Raw genomic sequence first — 21,137 nt, 5'->3', positions numbered from 1 at the left:
TATTTATTCGAAATTTTATGCAAATATACTCATTTTAGACAAAAAAAAACCTTAGTTCGTATATTTATTCATTTTCTTTTTTTGATTGATTTGCCAATGCACGCTTAGCGTACTCGTCATCAAGGTTATCATAAACCAATCCCGTGCAAATACAACGCTCGCGATCATTTTCCATCAAGATGTGATAGTTTTTACAACTTTTACATCCATTCCAAAATTCATCCGATTGTGTTAATTCCGAAAATGTTACTGGCTTGTATCCTAATTTTGTGTTCATACGCATTACAGCTAAAGAAGTTGTAATACTAAAGATTTTTGATTTCGGGAATTTTGTACGTGACAATTCAAAAACAGCGTGTTTTATTTCGCGTCCAATTCCTGAACTCCTTAAATCTGTACGAACAATTAAACCTGAGTTTACGACGAATTTTTCTTCTTCGTACGTTTCTATGTAGCTAAACCCTGCTATTTGATCATCATCATCAAAAGCAATCACAGCATTTCCATTACGCATTTTGCGTTCAAGATAAACTGGATTTCGTTTAGCAATACCCGTTTTTCTCATACGAGCTGATTCTTCGTACCATTCGCACAACAATTCTGTGTACTTGGCATCATCTGCATTTGCTATTCTAACATACATAATTTAAGGGAAAGTCGATTAATAAAGAGGAATTGAAAAAAGATGACCTTTTGTCATCACACTTAAGTAAAATATGAGAACCAAAAGGTGCGCTTTCATTACGAAAGCCACTCTCATAATTGAGAAGAACAATTTCAGTAATTTCTTCCATTAATCAACAAGATATTCAGTTATTATACTGAGATGCAAAGTTAAATATTATATTTTTGTATCACCAAAAAAAAGCAAACAAAATTTACATATTTATTAAAATGTTGAAAATTATTAAAATAGGAGGCGGAATTATCGATAACGAGCAAGACTTAGAACAATTCCTACAAACGTTTTCCGAAATTAAAGAACCTAAAATTTTGGTTCATGGAGGAGGAAAAGGTGCTTCGAAGATGTTAAATCAATTGGGAATCGAACCAAAAATGATCGAAGGTCGTCGCATTACAGACAAACCAACATTGGATGTTGTGACAGGATTATATGCTGGAAATTTGAACAAATCTATCGTTTCTAAATTACAAGAATTTGGATGCAATGCATTAGGTTTATCTGGTGCAGATGGTAATGCAATCAAAGGTTCTAAGCGTCCTGTAAAAACTATTGATTATGGTTTTGTTGGAGATTTGAATGATGAAAGTGTCAACAAAGAATTATTTCAATTATTAATTGATAACAATATCACATCAGTAGTTTGTGCGATTACACATGATGGAAATGGACAATTGTTGAATACTAATGCAGATACTATTGCCTCTACAATTGCGGTTGCTATGTCACAAGAAAATGAAGTAGAATTAAATTTCTGTTTTGATAGAATTGGCGTACTTCGTGATGTAAATGATGACACAACATTGATTCCAAAAATTAACGAAACTTTATATTTGCAGTTAAAAGAAGAAGGTGTAATTTTCGAAGGAATGATTCCAAAATTAGACAATTCATTCAAAGTAATCAATGCGGGTGTAAAAAATGTATGTTTGGTGCACGCGCGCAACATTAACTCAGAGATTAAAACAATTTTATGTTAGAATTAACTGTTCTCAAAAAGAAAGCTGTCGATTTGTTGTGTCAATTAATCGAAACTCAATCTTTTTCGAGCGAAGAAGATAAAACGGCCGATATTATTTTCAAGTTTTTAACTGATCATGGTGCTACGGCTCATCGTCAGAATAACAATGTTTGGAGTATTCATCCAAATTTTGATGAGAACAAAAAAACAATTTTATTAAACTCTCATCACGACACTGTAAAATTTGGCTCTTCTTGGACATATGATCCATTAAAAGCTACAATCGAAGGTGATAAATTAGTAGGTTTAGGAAGTAACGATGCAGGAGCTTCTGCGGTAAGTTTATTAGCCACTTATATCAATTTTTTGAATGATGATTTACCATTTAATCTAATTGTCGCAGTCACAGCTGAAGAAGAAAGTTCAGGACAATTAAATGTTGCAAGTATTTTACCTAATTTACCAAAAATCGATTTGGGAATTGTAGGTGAACCTACGCAAATGGACATGGCAATTGCAGAACGTGGTTTGGTTGTAATGGACGTAATTGTAAAAGGGAAAACTGGACATGCTGCAAGAAACGAAGGTGTAAATGCAATTTACGAAGCGATTGATGTGATGAATTGGTTCAAAACGTATCAATTCGAAAGAGTTTCGGATATGTTAGGACCAGTTAAAATGACGGTTACACAAATTGAAGCAGGAAAGCAACACAATGTTGTGCCAGATGAATGTCGTTTGGTTGTAGATTGTCGTGTAAACGAATTGTACTCAAATCAAGAAGTTGTTGATATTATTTCAAGTTGTTTACCAAAAGCAGAAATTAAAGCACGTTCGTTGCGTTTAAATTCTTCACGTATTTCAGAAAATCATCCAATTGTACAAAAAGGAATCGAATTAGGTTGTACAACATATGGTTCGCCAACAATGTCGGATCAAGCAATGATGAATTTCGAAACGGTAAAAATGGGACCTGGAGATTCAGCTCGTTCTCATACACCAGACGAATATATTTATTTATCCGAAATAGAACATGGAATTGAACGATATACAAGTTTATTAAAAGATTTTACGTTTTAAATTAAGAATAAACTCTTATAATCGAAAAAGCATCTTCATACAATTGAAGATGCTTTTTAATTTTATCAAAACTGATAATTAAAACCTGCAAAACATAAAGATATGTTCTAAAAATTAAACACAAAAAAAGAGGCTAATTAATTTTAGCCTCTTTTTTTATATATGAAATTAAGTCTTACTCAATTTGCATTTTAACTGGAATGTTGAAATTCAACTTCGCAGCACGACCATCTTCTGTTTGAGCAGGTTTGATCGTTTTCCCTCTTTTTTGTTGACGTTGTGTAATACGCTCTAAAGCTTTTTTAGCTTCAGGACCTAACTTAGCATCACCCATTGGAGAAATTCCAACGATTCTACCTTCAGTGTCAATTTGGAAAGAAAGTTTAGCAGCTACTACACCAGATAAACCTTGACCAGCAGCGTCATTCGCAAAATCTTGCAACTCGTCTTGTAAATCTTGTGATAACTTTTTAGATAAACAGTCTGTTGCAGCTTGTTTACCTTTTGCAGCATCTTTCTCACAACCAGGATATACCGCCATTACAGCCGCTGTACGAGCAGTTACTGTAGATGGAGCTGCAGGTTCTGTACCTTTCCCTGGATTAGGAGTACTTGGTGTATCCTTTGGTGCTTCTTTTTTAGTATTTACTTCATTAGCACCTCCAGTTTGTGTTGTTGATTTTGGCCCTTCTCTATCTACTAAACCTAAATCTTTATCGGCCATTTCCTTTACTTCGACAATAGGCTCTTCTTTTTTAGGCTGAGCTTTAGGTTCTGGCATAACCACTCTAACCTGAGCTGTTTCTTCTTGATATCTTTGTTCTGGCTCTGGCTTTGGTGGCTCTGGTTCAACCACTTCTTCCTCTTTTGGAGGCTCAGGAATATTCAAATCCTCAAGCTGAACATCTACGACTACGTCTTCTGACTTTTTACTTTCAAACAAACCTGTTGCAGAAGCAATAAGACCAAAAGCTAAAATCGCAATTACTATAAATCCACGAATGAAAGCTTTCAATAATGTACTCTTCTCAGACATTCTCATGTCATAAGCTCCATACGCTTTATTTCTACCTTCAAATACAATCTCGTCTAAGGATTTTAGTTTGTTGTTATTTTCTGACATTTTAATTCTTTTAAATTTAACAATTAAACTAATTATTTACCTACTTTTTCGTCGAACACTTTTTGTTCAAAAGGTGCAACAGGTACGATTCCGTAACGAGTAGACTTTGTAATTTCCATTTCATCTAAGATAGTTACTAAATTATCATACGTAGCATCATCCATAGGTTTGATAATTACAGTAAACTTATCTTTATCTGCTCTACCTTGTGCTGCTGTAATAACATCACGAATTTTAGAGTAGTCAGTTTCATTTAGAGTTCCTCCGTTTAATCCTGCCTGATCTTGTTGATGCCAAAATAACTTATTATCCTTTCCAATTAAAATTGATATAGAATTATTCAATTTTATTTCTGGTTTATCAGTTGGATCTAATTTGTCAATTTTTGGAGGCATATTCAAGTTCATTACATTTGGTTTGATCGATGTCGCCGCAAACATAAAGAAAGTAATTAATAAGAAACCTAAATCAACCAAAGGAGCCATATCGACTTTCGTCGAATTCTTTTTGGAACGGACTTTCTTTCCGCCACCGTCATCGTGACTTTCTATTTGTGCCATTTTCTAATTTCTTAATAATTATTCTTGAGATGTAATTAACTGGAACTTATTCATATTTTTCATTTGCAATTGTTGAATCAAAGTTTTGAATTTTTTGTATTCAGATTTTTGATCACCTTTAATTGCTAAGAAAATATCTGGGTTCACTTCTTTTGCTTCAAATACCCAATCAATTAATTCTTGATTTTTGTTCGGTATCGTATCTAATGGAATACCTGGATGATATGATTGTTGTTTATCAGCAGACTGATTCAAATAATTTCTCATTTCATTCATTGGTACACCAAACTCTACTATGCTTTTGAATGCATTCTTTTCAGCATCTGTAAACTTTACTCCGTACTTATCACCCATTCTTTCTAATGTAGGAATACGATCTTTTTCTTCTAATCCGAATAAGAACTTACCTTCACCATCAATTTTAATGATCATCATATTTTCAGCAGCCATTTTTTGGTTCGAAACAGATGTTGGTGTTACGACAGGAACAACTTCAGGTTCTCTAAAGTTAGATGTCAAAATAAAGAAAGTTAACAAAAGCCAAGCCATGTCAGACATAGCTGTTAAGTCCATCGAAGGACCTCTTCTTTTTGGTTTTACTCTTGCCATTTTCTCTGTATTATTAATTAATATTCTAAATTGTTTGTTGTTTGATTTTGTCCTTATACTATCCTTCTAAGGCTTCGTCAATTGAATATTAATTGTGAGCAGAGAAAGATTGTTGGATACTCATTCCTACTTCGTCAATTTTGAATGTTAAATCATCAATTTTAGAAGTTAAAAAAGCATACATAATAATAGCGAATGCAGAAGCACCAATACCCATACCTGTATTAATTAAGGCTTCGGCAATACCTACTGATAATTGAGCTGCATCTGGAGATCCTCCTCCTTCACCTAATGCGAAGAATGCTTTAATCATCCCGATTACTGTACCCATTAAGGCAATTAACGTACCTACAGAAGCAATTGTAGAGATAATAGTCATGTTTTTCTCTAACGTTGGCATTTCTAATGTAGTCGCTTCTTCTAACGTTTTACCTAATTGAGCTAATTTTTGCTCTTTGTTTAACGTTGTGTCGTTTTCTAAAGCTTTGTAAGTTGTTAAACCTTCTTTAACTACGTTACCTACAGCTCCTTTTTGTTTGTCACATAATTCAATTGCTTTGTTAACTTCATTTTTGTTTAATAAAGCACGAATGTCATTTACAAACTTCTCAGCAGATCCAGTTCCTTTTGCTTTGTTTAAAGCGATAACACGGTCAATTGAGAAAACGATTACCATAAAGAAGAAAGACATTAAGAATGGAATAATCACCCCTCCTTTATGAATAATTCCTAAAAAGTTTAAAGGATTACCTTTTTCTACATCTCCTCCTTCGAAATTACCTTCTGCTCCAAATACAAACTTGAAGATCCCCATTGCGATTGCAATTAAAATGATCATAGTAATCACAGGGTTAAGACCTCCCTTTTTAGTTTTAGCTGGTACTGTTACATTCTTTTCCATTTACTAATTCTTTTAAATATTATGATTTTTATTAATGTGGGTGTAAATTAAGTGAAAATTTTTTAATTCTTCTAAATTTTTTACGTTGTTATCATATTAAATTTTCAATCTACTTGAAATCAATAGAATTTTTTACTGATTTGACAATTAAAAAATAATCAAAACAATATATCTAATATTAAACAATGTATAATTTTATTAAAATCAGCCTTCCCACAAAAAATAACCTATCGCAAATTTATTCAATAATTATACATATTTATATTTTTTTTTAAGAATTAAATTATTATTTTGACTTTTGCACTTCAATAATTATAAATGCTATGAAAGTTTGTATTGCCGAAAAACCTAGTGTTGCTAAAGATATCGCCAAAGTAATTGGTGCGAATCAAAAGCACGATGGATACTATGAAGGAAATGGATTTCAGGTCACTTGGACTTTCGGACACTTGTGTACATTAAAAGAACCGCAAGATTATACACCCGAGTGGAAAAGCTGGGATCTTAATTATTTGCCAATGATTCCGCAAAGTTTCGGAATTAAATTAATTGCAGATAAAGGTGTCTCGAAACAATTTCATATCATCGAAAAATTAGTCACGAACGATCAAGTCGACGAGATTATAAACTGTGGCGATGCTGGACAGGAAGGAGAATTGATACAACGTTGGGTTTTACTTAAAGCGCGTGCTAAAGCGCCAATGAAGCGTTTATGGATTTCTTCGTTGACAGAAGAAGCAATTAAAGAAGGTTTTGATAATTTGAAAGATGGAGAAAAATATTTCAATCTTTTTTCTGCAGGACAAGCGCGTGCAATTGGCGATTGGTTACTAGGAATGAACGCTACACGATTATTTACCAAAAAATTTGCGCCGCCAAAAACAGTTCTTTCTATTGGTCGTGTGCAAACACCTACATTAGCAATGATTGTACAGCGTCAAAAAGAAATCAATGCGTTTATTATTGAGGAATATTGGGAATTGAAAACGATTTTCAAAGAAGTAGAGTTTAATGCGACAATACCTCGTTTAAAATCTGAAGAAAAAGCCAAACAAGGTTTAGATTTCATCAAAAATCGAGAGTTTGAAATCATTGATTTCGATGTAAAAGAGGGTCGTGAAAAAAATCCTCGCCTATTCGATTTAACTGCTTTACAAGTAGAAGCGAATAAAAAATATGCGTTTTCGGCAGAAAATACCTTAAAATATATACAAAGTCTTTACGAGAAAAAATTTGTGACCTATCCTCGTGTTGATACCACTTATCTTTCGGAAGATATTCACCCTAAAGTTCCTGGAATTTTAAATAAATTAACCGCTTATCAAAATTTGATTGCTCCTTTGATGACGCAACCAATTCCGATGTCAAAAGCAGTTTTTGATAATACAAAAGTAACCGATCACCACGCTATTATTCCTACCGAAATCTTTCCACAAGGTTTATCGAACGAAGAAAAACGTATCTATGATTTGGTTGCACGACGTTTTATTGCTGTTTTTTATCCAGAATGTAAAGTTGCCAACACAACTGTCGAAGGAAAAGTTGAAAATAATGGAAAAGACGGTCAACTTTCTGCTATAAATTTTAAAGCAACGGGAAAACAAATTCTCGAAATGGGTTGGCGCGAAGTCTATGCAAAAGATAAAAAGGAAGACGAAAAAGATGAGGAAAAGATAATGCCGATTTTTGAGATTGGTGAAAAAGGTCCTCACGAACCATTTATTCACAAAGGAAAAACAACTCCGCCAAAACATTATACAGAAGCGACTCTATTACGAGGAATGGAAACTGCTGGACGACAAGTAGATGATGAAGAAATGCGCGAATTGATGAAAGAAAATGGAATTGGTCGACCTTCAACGCGTGCAAATATTATCGAGACCTTGTTTCGTAGAAAATACATCGAAAAGAAAAAACGTAATATTATCGCCACACAAACTGGTATTGATTTGATTGATACCATTCAAAATGAATTATTAAAATCTCCTGAATTGACAGGTGTTTGGGAACGAAAACTTCGTTTGATTGAAAAAGGTGAATACGAATTAGAACAATTTAAGCAAGAATTGATTGAAATGGTTTCGAAACTAACATTTGATGTAAAAAATAGTTACTTCAGACCAATCGCTTCTCATCAGAATTCAGTTCAAATAGCTGAAAAACCTAAAAAGGAACGTAAACCGAAAGAAGAAATTAATCTGGAAGATGCAACTTGTCCAAAATGTAAAACACATAAATTAGTCAAAGGAAAAGCCGCTTATGGTTGTGCAAACTTTGCAGCATGTGGATTCAAAATTCCGTTCGAGTTTATGGGTAAAAAATTAACTGATAAACAAATTTTGGATTTGTTAACCAAACAAAAAACTGGAAAAATGGCTGGCTTAATCAATCCTGAAAATGGAGAAAAAGTTACTGGTAAAGCTATTTTGGGAATGAATTTCGATTTAGAATTTGAAGAAATGTAAAAAAATAAAGTGAGTTTCGAAATTCGAAACTCGCTAATTATATTTCTCCAACGTTTCTTTTAAAATTGTTTTGACTTTTTCTTTCAATTTTTTAGGTTCGATAATTGTAACTGAACGACTCATAGAAAGAATTTCGCTGATAAAATCTTCGGTCAAAAATAATTCTAATCCAATTAAAACTTCATCGTTTTTAATTTCTAAAATTTGTTGGGATTCATGCAAAGGCAAAGATTCTAAATACGCTGCTTGTTTTTTGGTCACAGAAAGCACTATTTTTTCTGGTTTTTCTGAACTTGGAACAATAATCCCGAACGAATATTTGTACTTATCATTGTAATTAAACTCGATATTATCGTCAATTTTATCTCTAAAAATCGAAACTCTATTCATTCGTTCCAAACCAAAATTTTTGACAATTCCTTTATCATCCGCAATCAAATACCATCGGTTATTGTGCTCTCTAATTGCAATTGGCGAAACTTTACGAATCGTTTCTTTTTCCTCTCCAAATTTTTGATAATGAAATTCAATTTTCTTTTTTCCTTGAATTGCTTGTACAATATCTGGTAAAAATTCGGCGCGTTTTGGCTTTCTTTTTTCCAAATACACAATAGATTCGAGCGAATTTGTCAATTTCAAAGCAGAAAAACTATTAATTTCTTCTAAAGTTTTCAGAAATAAATCAGAGCTATAATCGTCTTGAATAATATAATATCCACGCTGACTGCGACTATACATTATATCAATTCCCAATATATTTCTGATTTCTCGAATATCGCGTTGCAATGTACGTTTAGAAAAATTAAACTCTAATGTATCATCATTAAGTTGAAGCATTTCAAATTCTCGTTCCAAAAAACGCTCTAAATCTTCATAAGAACAATATTTTTGTTGTGATAATTTACGAACAATATTGAAATAACGCGCGATATAACCTTGTTTTGACATTGAATTGGAAGTGTTTGAGCAAACTTAAGTTATCTGTAATTAAAAACAAAAAAAAGTAACATTTCATTACAAAATGTTACTTTTTCTTCATTAATAAAAATGAAATATTCGAAAAAACGGATTCTATTTTTTAGATTTTTTTACTTTTGTTTTTGCATCTTTCGTAGCTGCTTTTACATCTTGTACCGCCGCTTCTATTGTTGTTGTAGCTGAGTCTACCGTAGCTGCCGCTGAATCTACTACTACTTCTGATGTTATTTCAACTGGAGTTGTGCTATCTTCAACTTTCGCTGTTTCGATGAAATTAGAAAGTTTATCAACAATTTCTGCGTTAGAAGTTGGTTCATTCTTCACTTTTACGCTTAAGAAAATTGATGGTGCAGCATTATCTTGAATATAATTTGATTCGTTTTGATAAACTCCGTCATTTTTAACAGCTGTTGAATTTAAGTTTTCTGTTAACTCTTTTGCTACTTTAACTGTTTCGTTAAATGCAACATTTTGTTTAAAAACAACTGCGGCAACTTTATTTGTATTATCATCAGTTTTTTCAAAATTTAATGTCATGATTAACTCAGGTTTTAAACTATCGATGATTGATCTTTTCTCTTCATCTTTTAATCCTTTCGTTAAATCTTTCCATAAAAGAACCTGAACATTTTCTTTATTCAAAGATTCTAACTTTGTTTTAAATTCTGATGCGATATTTGTTCCTGATTCTACAGCGATATTATCTACAATATCTAAAATGACAACTTTTGGTGCATCTTCTACAACTTTATTTGTAATTTCTGTTGTAGGAACTTTTATTTCATTTTTTGTAGTAAAAGAGAAAGAAACTAACCCTATTGCTACGACTCCTAATACTTGCGTCAATTTTTTCATAATAAATGTGTTTTGTTTAAAAATGATACTTTTTAAATAGTTAGTACATTTTAGAACTTTGCAGACACTGTTCCGAAAACTCTTAATTAATCCTAATAAATGTTATAGTTTTCTTAATTGACTTATTTTATAAGGGATTCAGAGGAGTTAAATTTATTATTTTTCAAAATTTAGAAAATATAAAACATAAAAAAAGCTCAAATAAGTTGAGCTTTTATATTATTTACATGCAGCAATTATCTGCACAAAATCATCATATTTTAATGAAGCACCACCAACAAGACCGCCGTCAATATCTGGTTGAGCAAAAATTTCGTTCGCATTCTGTGCATTTACACTTCCTCCGTACAAAATACTTGTATCATTCGCGACTTCTACGCCAAATTCATCATTCAAAACTTTACGAATAAATGCATGAATTTCTTGCGCTTGCTCTGGTGTAGCTGTTTTTCCAGTTCCAATTGCCCAAACTGGTTCGTAAGCAATAATCAAACGAGAAAGATCTTCTGGTTTTTGAGCAACTAAAGCATCCATTAATTGGGTTTTTACAACCTCAAAATGTTTCTCAGCTTCACGTTCTTCTAATTTTTCTCCTACACAAAGAATTGGATTAATTTGATGTTTAAAAGCTTGTTTTAATTTCTCAGCAATTACAATATCTGTTTCTCCTTGATATTCTCTACGCTCAGAATGCCCAATAATAGCGAAATCTAATCCGATACTATCCAATTGTTCTGCTGAAATATCTCCTGTATACGCTCCTTTTTCGTGAGCAGAAATATCTTGCGAAGAAATCTTAACATATTGCTCATCTACAGCTTCTAACAATGTTTGTAAATAAATAGAAGAAGGCGCAATTATAACTTGTGCAATTGGATGATTATCTGCCACCCAAGCATTAAGGTTTGTTGCTAAATGAATTGCTTCTTCATAATTTAAGTTCATTTTCCAGTTTCCTGCTACTATTCTATCACGCATAAAAAAGTGTATTTTATTTGATTTTGGTTTTAATATTTATTGCAAGATAATTATTTCTTGCGAAATTATACCTGATTTATTTTATGCGAACGCGCGGATCTAGAATTCCGTAAAGTATATCAACCAGAATATTAATTACAATAAACATCACCGCAATAACTAAAACAGCTCCCATCACAATTGGTAAATCTAATGTATTCAATGCATTTACGATTTCTTTTCCTAAACCATTCCAACCAAAAACAAATTCCACAAAAACCGATCCTGCCAACATCGACGCAAACCAACCCGAAATTGCTGTAACAACTGGATTAAGTGCATTTCGTAATGCATGTTTTGTAATCACCGTTTTTCTAGAAAGTCCTTTTGCAAAAGCTGTTCGGATATAATCTTGGTTCAAAACTTCTAACAACGAATTTCGTGTTAATTGCGTAAAAACCGCTAACGGACGCGAACCTAATGTAATTGCTGGAAGAATTAAATTTTTCAACATCAAATGTTTTCCTTCTCCCAAATCATCCACTTCATATAGACTTCCAATCATATTCAGCCCTGTAATATCGTGCATCAAAAAAGCAAAAATATAGGCAATGATAATTGCCGAAAAGAAAGACGGAATACTCATACCAAAGCTTGTTACGACCAACAAAACTCTGTCAATCCATGTATCTTTCATCAAAGCAGAAACAATTCCCAACGCAACACCAATTATCGTTGCAATAATGATGGCTGCAATTGCCAAAACCATTGTATTTGGTAAAGTTTCTCCAATAATTGTACTGACGCTTTTTCCTTGTTTTTGAAAAGATTCACGCAAATAAGGCGTTTTCAAAACCATTTCATTTGTTCCGAAATCTATCAATTTTGTGTAATTGTATTTATCAGAACTTAATGAAGTATATGTTGTATTGTTTTCGTCAATATTATGAAAAGAAATCGGTGACAAATCATTAATATAAAACGCATATTGTTTCCATAAAGGTTGATCTAAACCTAAGTTTTTTCGAATTTGAGCCAATTGCTCTGGATCTTCTTTTTGATCAAGCATCATACGCGCAGGGTCTCCAGGAAGTACCGAAAACAATAGAAAAACTACACTTACTACACCAAAAAGTGTCAAAAATCCGTAGAAAATTTTATTTAAAATATAATTAATCACTTGTTAAAATAAATCTTCTAATTGATTAAGCGAAGGAAAATCATTGTCATGATATTTCGCTTTCACCGTTCCTTTTTCTAAAATCATCACACCTGGATTAGAGCGAATAATTGTTTTCATTGTTGTTTGATCCATAAAACAATTTTCAAGTTCCAAACCTTTAATCGGATTATTTGAAACCGAAACAACTCTATATCCTTTATATTTAGAAGCTTCTTTTCCTAAAATATTCAATTTTTCAATTTGCTTCTCATTTACCTTTTCAACAAAAGGAACAACAAAAACAATCGCTTTCGGAGCATTTAGAATCTCAGAAGTTTTATCAATGCCATTACAATCAAAACTAAAATCATGAATTGGAGGTTCGTACCCTTTTTTCTCGACAATAGTTCGTGTTTTATCCGCTTCAATTACCCAAGGCGTTCCGTGTTTGTACCATTTGTCATCAGCAATATATTGCGCATCATCAATTTCGACTACTTTACCATCAACACTGTTTTTCATCGTGTAAATCGTTTTATACGTTGTTGGTTTCAAACCTAACTCTTGCGGAGATTTCATTCCTTCAATCAAATTTTTGCCAACTGCATAAGATCTAAAATCGATAATTGGTAAATGATTAATTCCGATATAAGCAATAATTGCAGAACCTAAAATTGTTATAAAATTGATTACGTAATTCGCTTTTTCGACAAATAATGGTTTGATATATTTTTGACCAATCACTAAAATAATGATCAACACCAAAAGCACAACATCTTTGTAAAATGATGTCCAAGGTTCTAACTTTAGTGCATCACCAAAACATCCACAATCGGTTACTTTGTTGAAATAAGCTGAATAAAATGTCAAAAATGTAAAGAAAATAATCGTTAACAATAAAGCTATTGTTGTAAATCTTTTCCAAACTCCAAGCAATAATAAAACGCCTAAAACTATTTCAAAAAGTGAAAAGAAAGTTGCCAAAGGCAAACTCAAACCTTCTAAAAATGGAATGTTAAGAACTGTTGGCGAAAAATATTCTTCTAATTTGAAACTTAACCCAATTGGATCTACATTTTTTACAAATCCAGAAATTATAAAAATAACTCCAACTATAATTCGGGCAAATTGAACTAAATACCTCATGAAGCTTTCTTTTCGTTAATTAAAATCATTGCGAAAATCGAATAATTAATCATATCCAAATAATTTGCATCTAAACCTTCAGACACAATTGTTTTTCCTTTATTATCTTCGATACTTTTTGTGCGCAAAACTTTCTGATAAATTAAATCTGTGATCGAACTTACACGCATATCTCTCCAAGCTTCACCGTAATCATGATTTTTTTTCATCATCAAATCGTGCGCAATTGTTGCATATTTATCATAAAATTCGATAGCTTGTTCGTCTGTCAAATCTGGCTGATCTGCAAAACCAAGTTCCAACTGAATCAATGCCATAATCGAATAATTAACGATTGCCACAAATTCTCCTTCTTCGTCTTCATCAACCAAACGCTCCGCTGCTTCTTGCAACGTACGAATACGGTTTACCTTGATAAAAATTTGATCTGTTAAAGACGGCAAACGCAGTACACGCCAAGCTGGACCGTAATCTTGTAATTTTTTTGTATATAAATCTCGACAAACAGAGATGATTTCTTTAAATTGAATTGAGGTATTTTTCATAATTTCGTTTCGATTTCAAAAATAATTGAAATTGCTTAAAGAACTTCTAAGATATGACAATTAATTGTAATGGTCGTTTGATTGATTTGAACGAGCCTAAAATTATGGGAATTTTGAATACAACGCCAAACTCTTTTTACGATGGTGGCAGTAATCAATCGATGAATTTGATTTTAGAAAAAGTTGAAAAACACTTGTCCGAAGGTGCCGATATGATTGATGTTGGTGGTTATTCGACAAAACCTGGAGCAGAAAATATTTCGGAGCAGGAAGAAATTGATAGAACTGCACCAATTATCGAAAAAATTATTGAAGAATATCCAGAATTGATTATTTCGATTGATACTTTTCGAGGAAATGTTGCACGTGAAGCTGTAAAAGTTGGTGCTTCTATTATAAATGATGTTTCGGGTTGGGAGTTAGACGAAAATATGTTTGATGCAATCAAAGAACTTCGAGTTCCATACATTTTAATGCATATGAAAGGAACGCCAAAAACAATGCAAAATAATCCTGCATATGCAGATATTACGCTGGAAGTAAACGAATATTTTTCCAAAAAAATTGCGCAATTAAAAGCTGCAAAAGTGAATGATATTATTTTAGATCCTGGTTTTGGTTTTGCAAAAACATTGGATCATAATTACGGATTATTCAGTAAAATGGAAGTTTTAGGTTTTGAAGGTTTTCCTTTATTAGTAGGAATTTCAAGAAAATCGATGATTTATAATTTATTCGAAACAACTCCGCAAGAAGCTTTAAACGGAACTTCTGTCCTGAATATGGTTGCGTTACAAAAAGGTGCAAAAATTTTGCGTGTGCACGATGTAAGAGAAGCAAAAGAAACCTTACAAATTTTCCAAAAATTGAATCAAAAATAAATAAGAAAGCCACTAAAAAGTGGCTTTTATTTTTAATCAATGATTTTACTATTTGGAAAGAAAACTTTGAACGTATCAACAATATTGATATCCGAAGTCAAAATTTGCCAATGTGAATCTTTCACAAATTCAAACACAACTTCGTTGTCGTATAAATTTTCATCCTCAATATTTACATGCAAATTATTTTCTTTTCTATCTCCAATAATCAACGCCTCCGTTACATGTTCCATTTTATAACACATACTTTCTAACTGATCATATTCCACAAAAATTCCGTCTTGTTGATCAATCACTTCTTGCAATTCGAAAACCGAATATTCGTCCGTTTCACTTTCACCATCAACCCAAAGAATTTTCCAAAAATAATCCTGTATATCTTTTATTGGAGCAATCACCTCTTCCATTCGTTGAATTTGGTTTTCGTCTTCTCCGTAAATTTCTATTTTATAAGTTTCCATATCTTATGCAAAATTAAAAAAGTAACTTCAAACGGAAGTTACTTTTTTAATTATTTATACTTTTTCTAACTCATGTTTCACACGTTTTTCAGATTTGATATCCATAATCTGAATGGATTCTTTACTGAAAATCTTGAACGAATGTTCATGTTTTTCTAAGAGAAAATCATAAGGTCCTTTTGGTGCAATTAATTTCACTAAAACTGGCGCAGTTTCTAACGAGATAAACACAAGAGCTATAAAAATAGCTGCAATCCCTAAAATTGGATTATTAACTGACAATTCGTCTAAAGCCTGCATACGTGCAGCAAAACCATTGTAATTCTCTTCGGTTGGTTTAGCCGCATCAATTTCTTTTTCTTTTGCAACATTCAATCGATCTAATTCTTTATTAATTTCAGCTAAACGAGGCGCAGATTGTTGAATATAAGTTTCGATTTCGGCAGCTTTTTGTTTTTTCAATTCTGCTTTTCGTTTCGCATTTGGTCCATAACCTTCGCGTCCAGTTGTTGTTTCAGTTTGTGTACCAACAACTTCTTTTTCCAACTCGGTAGAAGCTGAATTATACTCATTTCTTAATTTATCAATTTCTGCATAAATTTCTTTTCGTTCATTCGAAAAAGGCGTTCCCAATTCAGCATAACGCGCATCAATTCCTTTTTGTAATTCCGCTTTATTTCGATTGACAATAATATTTAATTGCTTGTTAATTTCTTTCTCGAAAATTTTTAATTCTAACGGTTTCGAAATCACAATACCTAATAAAATTGCAACCAAAATACGTGGCAAAGCAATAAAAAACTGACGAAAAAATCCACCTGACTTTTTCATTGATGTGACAATATATCGGTCAAGATTAAAAATCATTAATCCCCACAACAAACCAAAACCTGTTGCTGCATATATATTATCAAAAACAGTATTCAGCGCATATCCAGCAGACAAAGCCGCCAAAATTCCTGTAAATAATATGACACCTCCAATACCAACATGTTTGTTGATATCTGTTGGTGTTTTTTTCAAGAGTTCAAGACTACTCCCTGAACAGATGATTAAAAATTTCTGTAGTCCATTCATTTTGCAAATATAGTACTTTGTATAACATATTATTAAATATCGTGCCAAAAAAAGCTGACAATCAAATTGTCAGCTTATATTTTCAAAAAATTTACTTAAACAAAATTAAGCTTGTTTTTCGATTTTAATTCTCCATCCATAAGGATCTTCTGCTAATCCGTATTGAATATCTTTTAATTTCTTTTTCAATTGTAATGCAAAAGAATCTTCTTCAGCTAAAGTTGGTAATTGAGCACGCTCTTCACCAAATCCAACTGCATCGTATTGTGTAATTACAACAGCAGTTCCACATCCAAATACTTCTTTTAATTCTCCTGATTTGTAAGCATCATACAATTCTTGTACTTCTACAGGACGTACTTCTACTTCATATCCACTATCTTTTGCTAAAGTTAAAACAGAATCACGTGTTACTCCGTTCAAAATACGCTCAGACGTTGGCGCTGTTAAAATTTTATTTCCTATACGCACCATCACATTCATTGTTCCTGCTTCTTCAATGTATTTATGCTCGATAGAATCTGTCCAAATTACTTGATCATAACCATCTTTTTGAGCTTCAGAAGTTGGAAAGAAAGATCCAGCATAGTTTCCTCCACATTTTGCAAAACCAACACCTCCCTGAGCTGAACGACTATAATAATCAGCAATTTTTACTGATAAAGGTTTATCGTAATAATTAGGAGCATAAGCTAATAAAATAGCAAAAATATATTCGTTAGATGCCCTAGCAGAAACTGCTTCTTCTGTTGCGAACATTACTGGACGAATATATAATGACGTTCCGTAATCTTTTGGTACCCATTGACGATCGATATCAATAATAGCTTCTAAACCATCAATAAAAATTTCTTTCGGAATTTGAGGCATATTAAGACGTGCCGCAGATAAATTAAAACGCTCGAAGTTTTTCTCTAGACGGAAAATAAACACTTCTTCGTTATCATTTTTGTAGGCTTTCATTCCTTCAAAAATTGTTTGACCATAATGGAAAGACATCGCTGCTGGAGTCATTGAAATTGGTCCGTAAGGAACAATTTTTGGCTCATCCCATTTACCATCTTTGTAATGCGCGATCAACATGTGATCTGTAAACTCTTTCCCAAAAGTAGTAGAGTTAAAAACTGAATCGTTAAATTTTGATTCAGCAATTTTTTCTATAATCATTTTATGATATATTTTGTTTGTGCTTATCAAAGGTACATTTTATTTGCACTTTTTCATAATAAATATCATAACTTTCGACGATGAAAAGAATTATTCAAGAAACGGAAGATGGATCTAAAACTATCTATATTGAAGATTGGGATGAATCTTATCATTCTAAGCATGGCGCTGTACAAGAGGCTTTTCATGTATTTATAAAAAATGGATTTCATCATTTTACAGAAACAAAAAATCCTATAAAAATTATAGAAATTGGATTAGGTACGGGACTTAATTCTTTCATTACTTTGATGGAAGCTGAAAAACATAAAACTCCAGTGCAATATGTTGGAATTGAAAAATTTCCAGTTTCTGATGAAGAATTTGAATTGGTGAATTATTTCGAAAATGTTTTCAAACTTTATCCGGAATTTGAACATCGAAAAGAAGAGTTTTTAGATTATTATCAACAATTATTTCATTCAAATTGGGAAAATTGGAATAAAATTTCTCCATATTTTGAAGTTAAGAAAGTGGAAGAAGATTTTTTCAATCTGAAAAATATCAACGAAAATAATTTTGATTTAGTTTATTTTGATGCATTTGGTTCTCGTGTTCAACCAGAATTATGGGAAAAAGAATTGTTAGAAATTGTTGATTCTTTAACTAAAAAATCTGCCATTTTTACCACTTATGCAGCGAAAGGAACCATAAAAAGAGGTTTGAAAGATTTGGGCTATATTGTACAAAAACGTCCTGGGCCTCCAGGAAAACGTGAAATGATGGTTGGTTTGAAGGACTTTCCATTTGATAAATAATCTCCTTTATCATTAATTATAAAAATCGTAAATTTGCGCTGGAAAACAATTTGATGTTTTCTACATTTTTTTATGACAAATTATATCGAATATAAATTTAAAGTTGCGGAAGTAGAGCCTTTTAATGAAATTATTATTGCAATGATTTCTGAACTACCCTTTGAAAGTTTTGTTGAAAACGAAGAAGGTTTTGATGCTTACATGCCAAAAACTGACGAAAATATTGACCAAGTAAAAGAAGTGATTGATTCTATCGAGAATATTGATTTTTCTTATACGCGTCAAGAAATTGAACAACAAAATTGGAATGCAACTTGGGAAGAAAATTTCACGCCAATTTTAGTGAATGACCAATGTTTGATTCGTGCAGAATTTCACGAAACAGTTGAAAATATTCCGTACGAAATTATCATTCAACCAAAAATGTCTTTTGGGACTGGACATCACTCTACAACACATTTGATGGTAGAATATATCTTGGAAACTGAATTTACAGGAAAAGATATTTTGGACATGGGCTGTGGAACGTCAATTCTTGCAATTTTAGGAATGAAACGTGGTGCAAATTATGCAGAATGTATCGATATTGACGAGTGGGCTGTGGAAAATTCTATCGAAAATGGAAAACGAAATGGTGTTAGTTTAGATGCGAAAATGGGTGATAATTCACTTTTGGGAAGCAAACAGTTTGACATTATTTTAGCGAATATCAACAAAAATATTTTAATCAGTCAAATTCCTTCTTACATCAATGTTTTGAATGAAAATGGTGATTTATTTTTAAGTGGATTGATGGAGCAAGATTTTGATGATATCTTAGCTTTTTGTACAGAAAATGGTTTGAAATTTGTATCTAAAAAACAACGAAATGAGTGGATTGCGCTACATTTCAAAAAATAAAATGATATGACAAAATACGCAACGCAACCCATGTGGGAAACGGAAAAAGATTCGGCTGTTGATGTATTGGAACAGGAATCACACAAATATCAAATTATTGTTTACAATGATGATGTGAATACTTTTGATTGGGTAATCGAATCGTTGATTGATGTTTGTGAACACACGCCAGAGCAAGCGGAACAATGTTCTATTTTGATTCACTACAAAGGTAAATGCGAAGTCTTGACGGGTGAATTAGAAGATTTAAAACCTCGATGCACAGAATTATTGAACCGAGGTTTAAGTGCAGAAATTATTTAGAATTTCTTAATAATCATATAAAGCAAAATCAGAATCGTCTAATGTTACATTGGACGATTTTTTGTTTTGATCACTCACTATATACGAATCATAGATCTTCTCGTAAACATGATTTTCTGTTTTTGTATCCACAACTTCTGTAGATTTTTCTGTAGAATTAATCACAAAAGGAGTTACAACCAATGCTAATAGCAATATACAAGCAGCAGCCCACCAAATATTGAAATGTACAACTTTTGTTTCTTTTTTATCAATAGTTTTCGATAAAATTGACTGTTCTAAATCGTCAAAATAATTAGTAGGGGTTGTATAATTTTCCTTTTGTTTTAAGCTTTTAAAATAAATTTCATCTTCTAAATTCTTAAAATAATTCTCTGGAACCTTAAAATTATTTTTTAATCCATTTTCTTTCATATCATTCATAAGACAAAAAAAAGTTAAAAAGGTTTAATCTTCATCCTCTAAAAATTCTTTAATTTTTGTAACTGCATGATGATAAGACGCCTTTAGCGCACCAACAGATGTTCCTGAAATTTCAGAAATTTGTTCATATTTCATTTCATCATAATATTTCATCATAAATACTACGCGCTGCTTTTCTGGCAAACTTGCAATCGCTTTTTGTAGTTTCAACTCAATTTCATCACCTGTAAAATACTCATCCGTAGATAAATCATCTGCAATATTCATCGAATAATCTTCAAACGAAACATTTTGTTCTTTAGCATTTTTATGAATAAAATTGATGGTTTCGTTATAAGTAATCCTAAAAATCCATGTCGATAATTTTGATTCATTTTTGAATGAATGCAAATTTTGATAGATTTTTATAAAAACATTTTGAGCAATATCATCTGCGTCTTCATGAATCAAAACCATACGACGAATTTGCCAATAAACTCTCTGATGATAATCTTTTACAAGAAGTTTAAAAGCCTGTTCCCAATCCTTATCTAAAATGTGATCTAATATTTTCTGATCCAATTAAGTAATATTAAGCTGTAAAGCTATTAAATTTCAAATGATAAACTTCTAATAATTTTGAACATAGTTTATATTTTATATTTTTTTTATGAAATCAAATCCATATTCCACATATACTTAAGTATGAACCTATCAATAAAAGTATATTTCTATTGAAAAATTTATTTGGGCATTCACTCGCTCTATTCCTCGTATTTATACAATCTCCCTCAATTATCTCTTAATAATTCAATAACAAGAAATGTAAATCGCTCGGTCGGGCTATCCGTTGCAATCTTTTGTAGAATAAAATTCTATTACAAGTAAGAAAATCCAATTTCTACAAAAGGATTTAGACTACTCTCCCTAACGCTGGTTGTAAGTTCTGAGTTAGTTGCAAAAAGGAAGCTTCCTTTTTATCAAGAAGAAGCTTCTAGTTGACTAATTAGAAGCTCTTGTTGGATGAAAGCAAGCTTCTTGTTTTATAAAACATAGTCTGGAGATGTGGTAGCTTACATTTTACTTTGTACATTTTACAAAAAAGTATACCCACAAAAAAAGCCT

General features: G+C 32.0%; 23 protein-coding genes. 7 read left to right on the top strand and 16 right to left on the bottom strand.

What is annotated here, in order from left to right:
- Positions 1-64: 64 nt before the first annotated feature.
- A complete protein-coding gene (locus B3578_RS02205; RefSeq protein ID WP_219034927.1) occupies positions 65-643 on the bottom strand; it encodes a GNAT family N-acetyltransferase in 579 nt (192 codons plus the stop codon).
- A gap of 251 nt (positions 644-894) precedes the next feature.
- On the opposite strand from B3578_RS02205, the gene argB reads away from it, so the two are divergent.
- Both argB and B3578_RS02195 read left to right on the top strand, forming a co-directional pair.
- Positions 895-1,662, top strand: coding sequence for an acetylglutamate kinase (gene argB, locus B3578_RS02200; RefSeq protein WP_038336859.1), 768 nt, complete (start codon positions 895-897; stop codon positions 1,660-1,662).
- Positions 1,656-2,723: a M20 family metallo-hydrolase gene (locus tag B3578_RS02195; protein ID WP_038336860.1), complete on the top strand. Its 1,068-nt coding sequence runs from the start codon at positions 1,656-1,658 to the stop codon at positions 2,721-2,723. The genes argB and B3578_RS02195 overlap by 7 nt, the downstream gene beginning before the upstream one ends.
- A 175-nt stretch (positions 2,724-2,898) precedes the next feature.
- Here the strand turns inward: B3578_RS02195 and B3578_RS02190 are convergent, their stop codons facing one another.
- The 4 genes from B3578_RS02190 to B3578_RS02175 all read right to left on the bottom strand — a co-directional run bounded on the left by B3578_RS02190 (position 2,899) and on the right by B3578_RS02175 (position 5,916).
- Entirely contained in the window at positions 2,899-3,846 is a 948-nt protein-coding gene (locus tag B3578_RS02190) for a hypothetical protein (RefSeq protein WP_038336862.1), read from the bottom strand.
- A gap of 32 nt (positions 3,847-3,878) precedes the next feature.
- Entirely contained in the window at positions 3,879-4,406 is a 528-nt protein-coding gene (locus B3578_RS02185; protein ID WP_038336863.1) for an ExbD/TolR family protein, read from the bottom strand.
- An 18-nt stretch (positions 4,407-4,424) separates the two neighbouring features.
- Positions 4,425-5,015, bottom strand: coding sequence for a biopolymer transporter ExbD (locus B3578_RS02180; protein WP_291046817.1), 591 nt, complete (start codon positions 5,013-5,015; stop codon positions 4,425-4,427).
- 88 nt (positions 5,016-5,103) lie between these two features.
- A complete protein-coding gene (locus B3578_RS02175; RefSeq protein ID WP_038336866.1) occupies positions 5,104-5,916 on the bottom strand; it encodes a MotA/TolQ/ExbB proton channel family protein in 813 nt (270 codons plus the stop codon).
- Between the two features lie 323 nt (positions 5,917-6,239).
- Between B3578_RS02175 and B3578_RS02170 the strand changes: the two genes are divergently transcribed.
- On the top strand, positions 6,240-8,381 hold the full coding sequence (locus tag B3578_RS02170; RefSeq protein ID WP_221854610.1) for a type IA DNA topoisomerase: 2,142 nt from the start codon (positions 6,240-6,242) through the stop codon (positions 8,379-8,381).
- Positions 8,382-8,414: 33 nt separating this feature from the next.
- Here B3578_RS02170 and B3578_RS02165 read toward each other — a convergent pair whose 3' ends face one another.
- From B3578_RS02165 to B3578_RS02140, 6 genes are all read right to left on the bottom strand, one after another.
- Entirely contained in the window at positions 8,415-9,329 is a 915-nt protein-coding gene (locus tag B3578_RS02165; RefSeq protein WP_291046816.1) for a helix-turn-helix transcriptional regulator, read from the bottom strand.
- Positions 9,330-9,452: 123 nt separating this feature from the next.
- On the bottom strand, positions 9,453-10,214 hold the full coding sequence (locus B3578_RS02160; RefSeq protein ID WP_038336870.1) for a hypothetical protein: 762 nt from the start codon (positions 10,212-10,214) through the stop codon (positions 9,453-9,455).
- Between the two features lie 219 nt (positions 10,215-10,433).
- Positions 10,434-11,192: a triose-phosphate isomerase gene (gene tpiA / locus B3578_RS02155; RefSeq protein ID WP_180905945.1), complete on the bottom strand. Its 759-nt coding sequence runs from the start codon at positions 11,190-11,192 to the stop codon at positions 10,434-10,436.
- Positions 11,193-11,268: 76 nt separating this feature from the next.
- Positions 11,269-12,351 carry an ABC transporter permease gene (locus tag B3578_RS02150; protein ID WP_291046815.1) on the bottom strand — a complete coding sequence of 361 codons (1,083 nt, stop codon included), beginning with the start codon at positions 12,349-12,351 and terminating at the stop codon, positions 11,269-11,271.
- A 3-nt stretch (positions 12,352-12,354) separates the two neighbouring features.
- Positions 12,355-13,479 (bottom strand): BT_3928 family protein, encoded by a 1,125-nt coding sequence (locus B3578_RS02145; protein ID WP_291046814.1) that lies wholly within the window; start codon positions 13,477-13,479, stop codon positions 12,355-12,357.
- Positions 13,476-14,024: a DUF1599 domain-containing protein gene (locus tag B3578_RS02140; RefSeq protein WP_038336876.1), complete on the bottom strand. Its 549-nt coding sequence runs from the start codon at positions 14,022-14,024 to the stop codon at positions 13,476-13,478. The genes B3578_RS02145 and B3578_RS02140 overlap by 4 nt, the downstream gene beginning before the upstream one ends.
- Positions 14,025-14,077: 53 nt before the next feature.
- Here B3578_RS02140 and folP point away from each other — a divergent pair, with 53 nt between their 5' ends.
- Positions 14,078-14,905 (top strand): dihydropteroate synthase, encoded by an 828-nt coding sequence (folP, locus tag B3578_RS02135; protein ID WP_291046813.1) that lies wholly within the window; start codon positions 14,078-14,080, stop codon positions 14,903-14,905.
- A gap of 32 nt (positions 14,906-14,937) precedes the next feature.
- Here the strand turns inward: folP and B3578_RS02130 are convergent, their stop codons facing one another.
- The 3 genes from B3578_RS02130 to B3578_RS02120 all read right to left on the bottom strand — a co-directional run bounded on the left by B3578_RS02130 (position 14,938) and on the right by B3578_RS02120 (position 17,610).
- Positions 14,938-15,366 carry a hypothetical protein gene (locus B3578_RS02130; RefSeq protein ID WP_291046812.1) on the bottom strand — a complete coding sequence of 143 codons (429 nt, stop codon included), beginning with the start codon at positions 15,364-15,366 and terminating at the stop codon, positions 14,938-14,940.
- 54 nt (positions 15,367-15,420) lie between these two features.
- The gene (locus B3578_RS02125) at positions 15,421-16,443 is read right to left on the bottom strand and encodes a DUF4407 domain-containing protein (protein ID WP_291046811.1); all 1,023 of its coding nucleotides are present in this window, start codon (positions 16,441-16,443) and stop codon (positions 15,421-15,423) included.
- Positions 16,444-16,548: 105 nt separating this feature from the next.
- A complete protein-coding gene (locus B3578_RS02120) occupies positions 16,549-17,610 on the bottom strand; it encodes a branched-chain amino acid aminotransferase (protein WP_291046810.1) in 1,062 nt (353 codons plus the stop codon).
- Positions 17,611-17,690: 80 nt separating this feature from the next.
- Between B3578_RS02120 and mnmD the strand changes: the two genes are divergently transcribed.
- The 3 genes from mnmD (at position 17,691) to B3578_RS02105 (ending at position 19,610) form a co-directional block, all read left to right on the top strand.
- A complete protein-coding gene (gene mnmD / locus B3578_RS02115) occupies positions 17,691-18,407 on the top strand; it encodes a tRNA (5-methylaminomethyl-2-thiouridine)(34)-methyltransferase MnmD (protein WP_114999065.1) in 717 nt (238 codons plus the stop codon).
- Positions 18,408-18,479: 72 nt separating this feature from the next.
- Complete coding sequence (prmA, locus tag B3578_RS02110; RefSeq protein ID WP_038336885.1) at positions 18,480-19,307, top strand: 50S ribosomal protein L11 methyltransferase; 828 nt, start codon at positions 18,480-18,482, stop codon at positions 19,305-19,307.
- A gap of 6 nt (positions 19,308-19,313) precedes the next feature.
- Positions 19,314-19,610, top strand: a complete 297-nt coding sequence (locus tag B3578_RS02105) for an ATP-dependent Clp protease adaptor ClpS (RefSeq protein WP_180905936.1) — start codon at positions 19,314-19,316, stop codon at positions 19,608-19,610.
- Positions 19,611-19,616: 6 nt separating this feature from the next.
- On the opposite strand, the gene B3578_RS02100 is transcribed toward B3578_RS02105, so the two are convergent.
- Together B3578_RS02100 and B3578_RS02095 are read right to left on the bottom strand one after the other, a co-directional pair.
- Entirely contained in the window at positions 19,617-20,033 is a 417-nt protein-coding gene (locus B3578_RS02100) for a hypothetical protein (RefSeq protein WP_125350307.1), read from the bottom strand.
- Positions 20,034-20,057: 24 nt separating this feature from the next.
- Positions 20,058-20,594: an RNA polymerase sigma factor gene (locus tag B3578_RS02095; RefSeq protein ID WP_291046807.1), complete on the bottom strand. Its 537-nt coding sequence runs from the start codon at positions 20,592-20,594 to the stop codon at positions 20,058-20,060.
- Positions 20,595-21,137: the final 543 nt, after the last annotated feature.

The sequence above is a fragment of the Empedobacter sp. UBA1574 genome, assembly GCF_002322895.1.
In the GTDB taxonomy this organism is placed as follows: domain Bacteria; phylum Bacteroidota; class Bacteroidia; order Flavobacteriales; family Weeksellaceae; genus Empedobacter; species Empedobacter falsenii_B.
This window is presented reverse-complemented; position numbering and strand designations above follow the sequence as displayed.

Coding starts and splice junctions, on each gene's coding strand:
- argB (WP_038336859.1), top strand. CDS start 895: ATGTTGAAAATTATTAAAATAGGAGGCGGAATTATCGATAACGAGCAA.
- mnmD (WP_114999065.1), top strand. CDS start 17,691: ATGAAAAGAATTATTCAAGAAACGGAAGATGGATCTAAAACTATCTAT.
- B3578_RS02185 (WP_038336863.1), bottom strand. CDS start 4,406: ATGGCACAAATAGAAAGTCACGATGACGGTGGCGGAAAGAAAGTCCGT.
- B3578_RS02145 (WP_291046814.1), bottom strand. CDS start 13,479: ATGAGGTATTTAGTTCAATTTGCCCGAATTATAGTTGGAGTTATTTTT.
- B3578_RS02195 (WP_038336860.1), top strand. CDS start 1,656: ATGTTAGAATTAACTGTTCTCAAAAAGAAAGCTGTCGATTTGTTGTGT.
- B3578_RS02175 (WP_038336866.1), bottom strand. CDS start 5,916: ATGGAAAAGAATGTAACAGTACCAGCTAAAACTAAAAAGGGAGGTCTT.
- B3578_RS02170 (WP_221854610.1), top strand. CDS start 6,240: ATGAAAGTTTGTATTGCCGAAAAACCTAGTGTTGCTAAAGATATCGCC.
- B3578_RS02125 (WP_291046811.1), bottom strand. CDS start 16,443: ATGAATGGACTACAGAAATTTTTAATCATCTGTTCAGGGAGTAGTCTT.
- tpiA (WP_180905945.1), bottom strand. CDS start 11,192: ATGCGTGATAGAATAGTAGCAGGAAACTGGAAAATGAACTTAAATTAT.
- prmA (WP_038336885.1), top strand. CDS start 18,480: ATGACAAATTATATCGAATATAAATTTAAAGTTGCGGAAGTAGAGCCT.
- B3578_RS02120 (WP_291046810.1), bottom strand. CDS start 17,610: ATGATTATAGAAAAAATTGCTGAATCAAAATTTAACGATTCAGTTTTT.
- B3578_RS02205 (WP_219034927.1), bottom strand. CDS start 643: ATGTATGTTAGAATAGCAAATGCAGATGATGCCAAGTACACAGAATTG.
- B3578_RS02180 (WP_291046817.1), bottom strand. CDS start 5,015: ATGGCAAGAGTAAAACCAAAAAGAAGAGGTCCTTCGATGGACTTAACA.
- B3578_RS02105 (WP_180905936.1), top strand. CDS start 19,314: ATGACAAAATACGCAACGCAACCCATGTGGGAAACGGAAAAAGATTCG.
- folP (WP_291046813.1), top strand. CDS start 14,078: ATGACAATTAATTGTAATGGTCGTTTGATTGATTTGAACGAGCCTAAA.
- B3578_RS02165 (WP_291046816.1), bottom strand. CDS start 9,329: ATGTCAAAACAAGGTTATATCGCGCGTTATTTCAATATTGTTCGTAAA.
- B3578_RS02100 (WP_125350307.1), bottom strand. CDS start 20,033: ATGAATGATATGAAAGAAAATGGATTAAAAAATAATTTTAAGGTTCCA.
- B3578_RS02160 (WP_038336870.1), bottom strand. CDS start 10,214: ATGAAAAAATTGACGCAAGTATTAGGAGTCGTAGCAATAGGGTTAGTT.
- B3578_RS02140 (WP_038336876.1), bottom strand. CDS start 14,024: ATGAAAAATACCTCAATTCAATTTAAAGAAATCATCTCTGTTTGTCGA.
- B3578_RS02130 (WP_291046812.1), bottom strand. CDS start 15,366: ATGGAAACTTATAAAATAGAAATTTACGGAGAAGACGAAAACCAAATT.
- B3578_RS02190 (WP_038336862.1), bottom strand. CDS start 3,846: ATGTCAGAAAATAACAACAAACTAAAATCCTTAGACGAGATTGTATTT.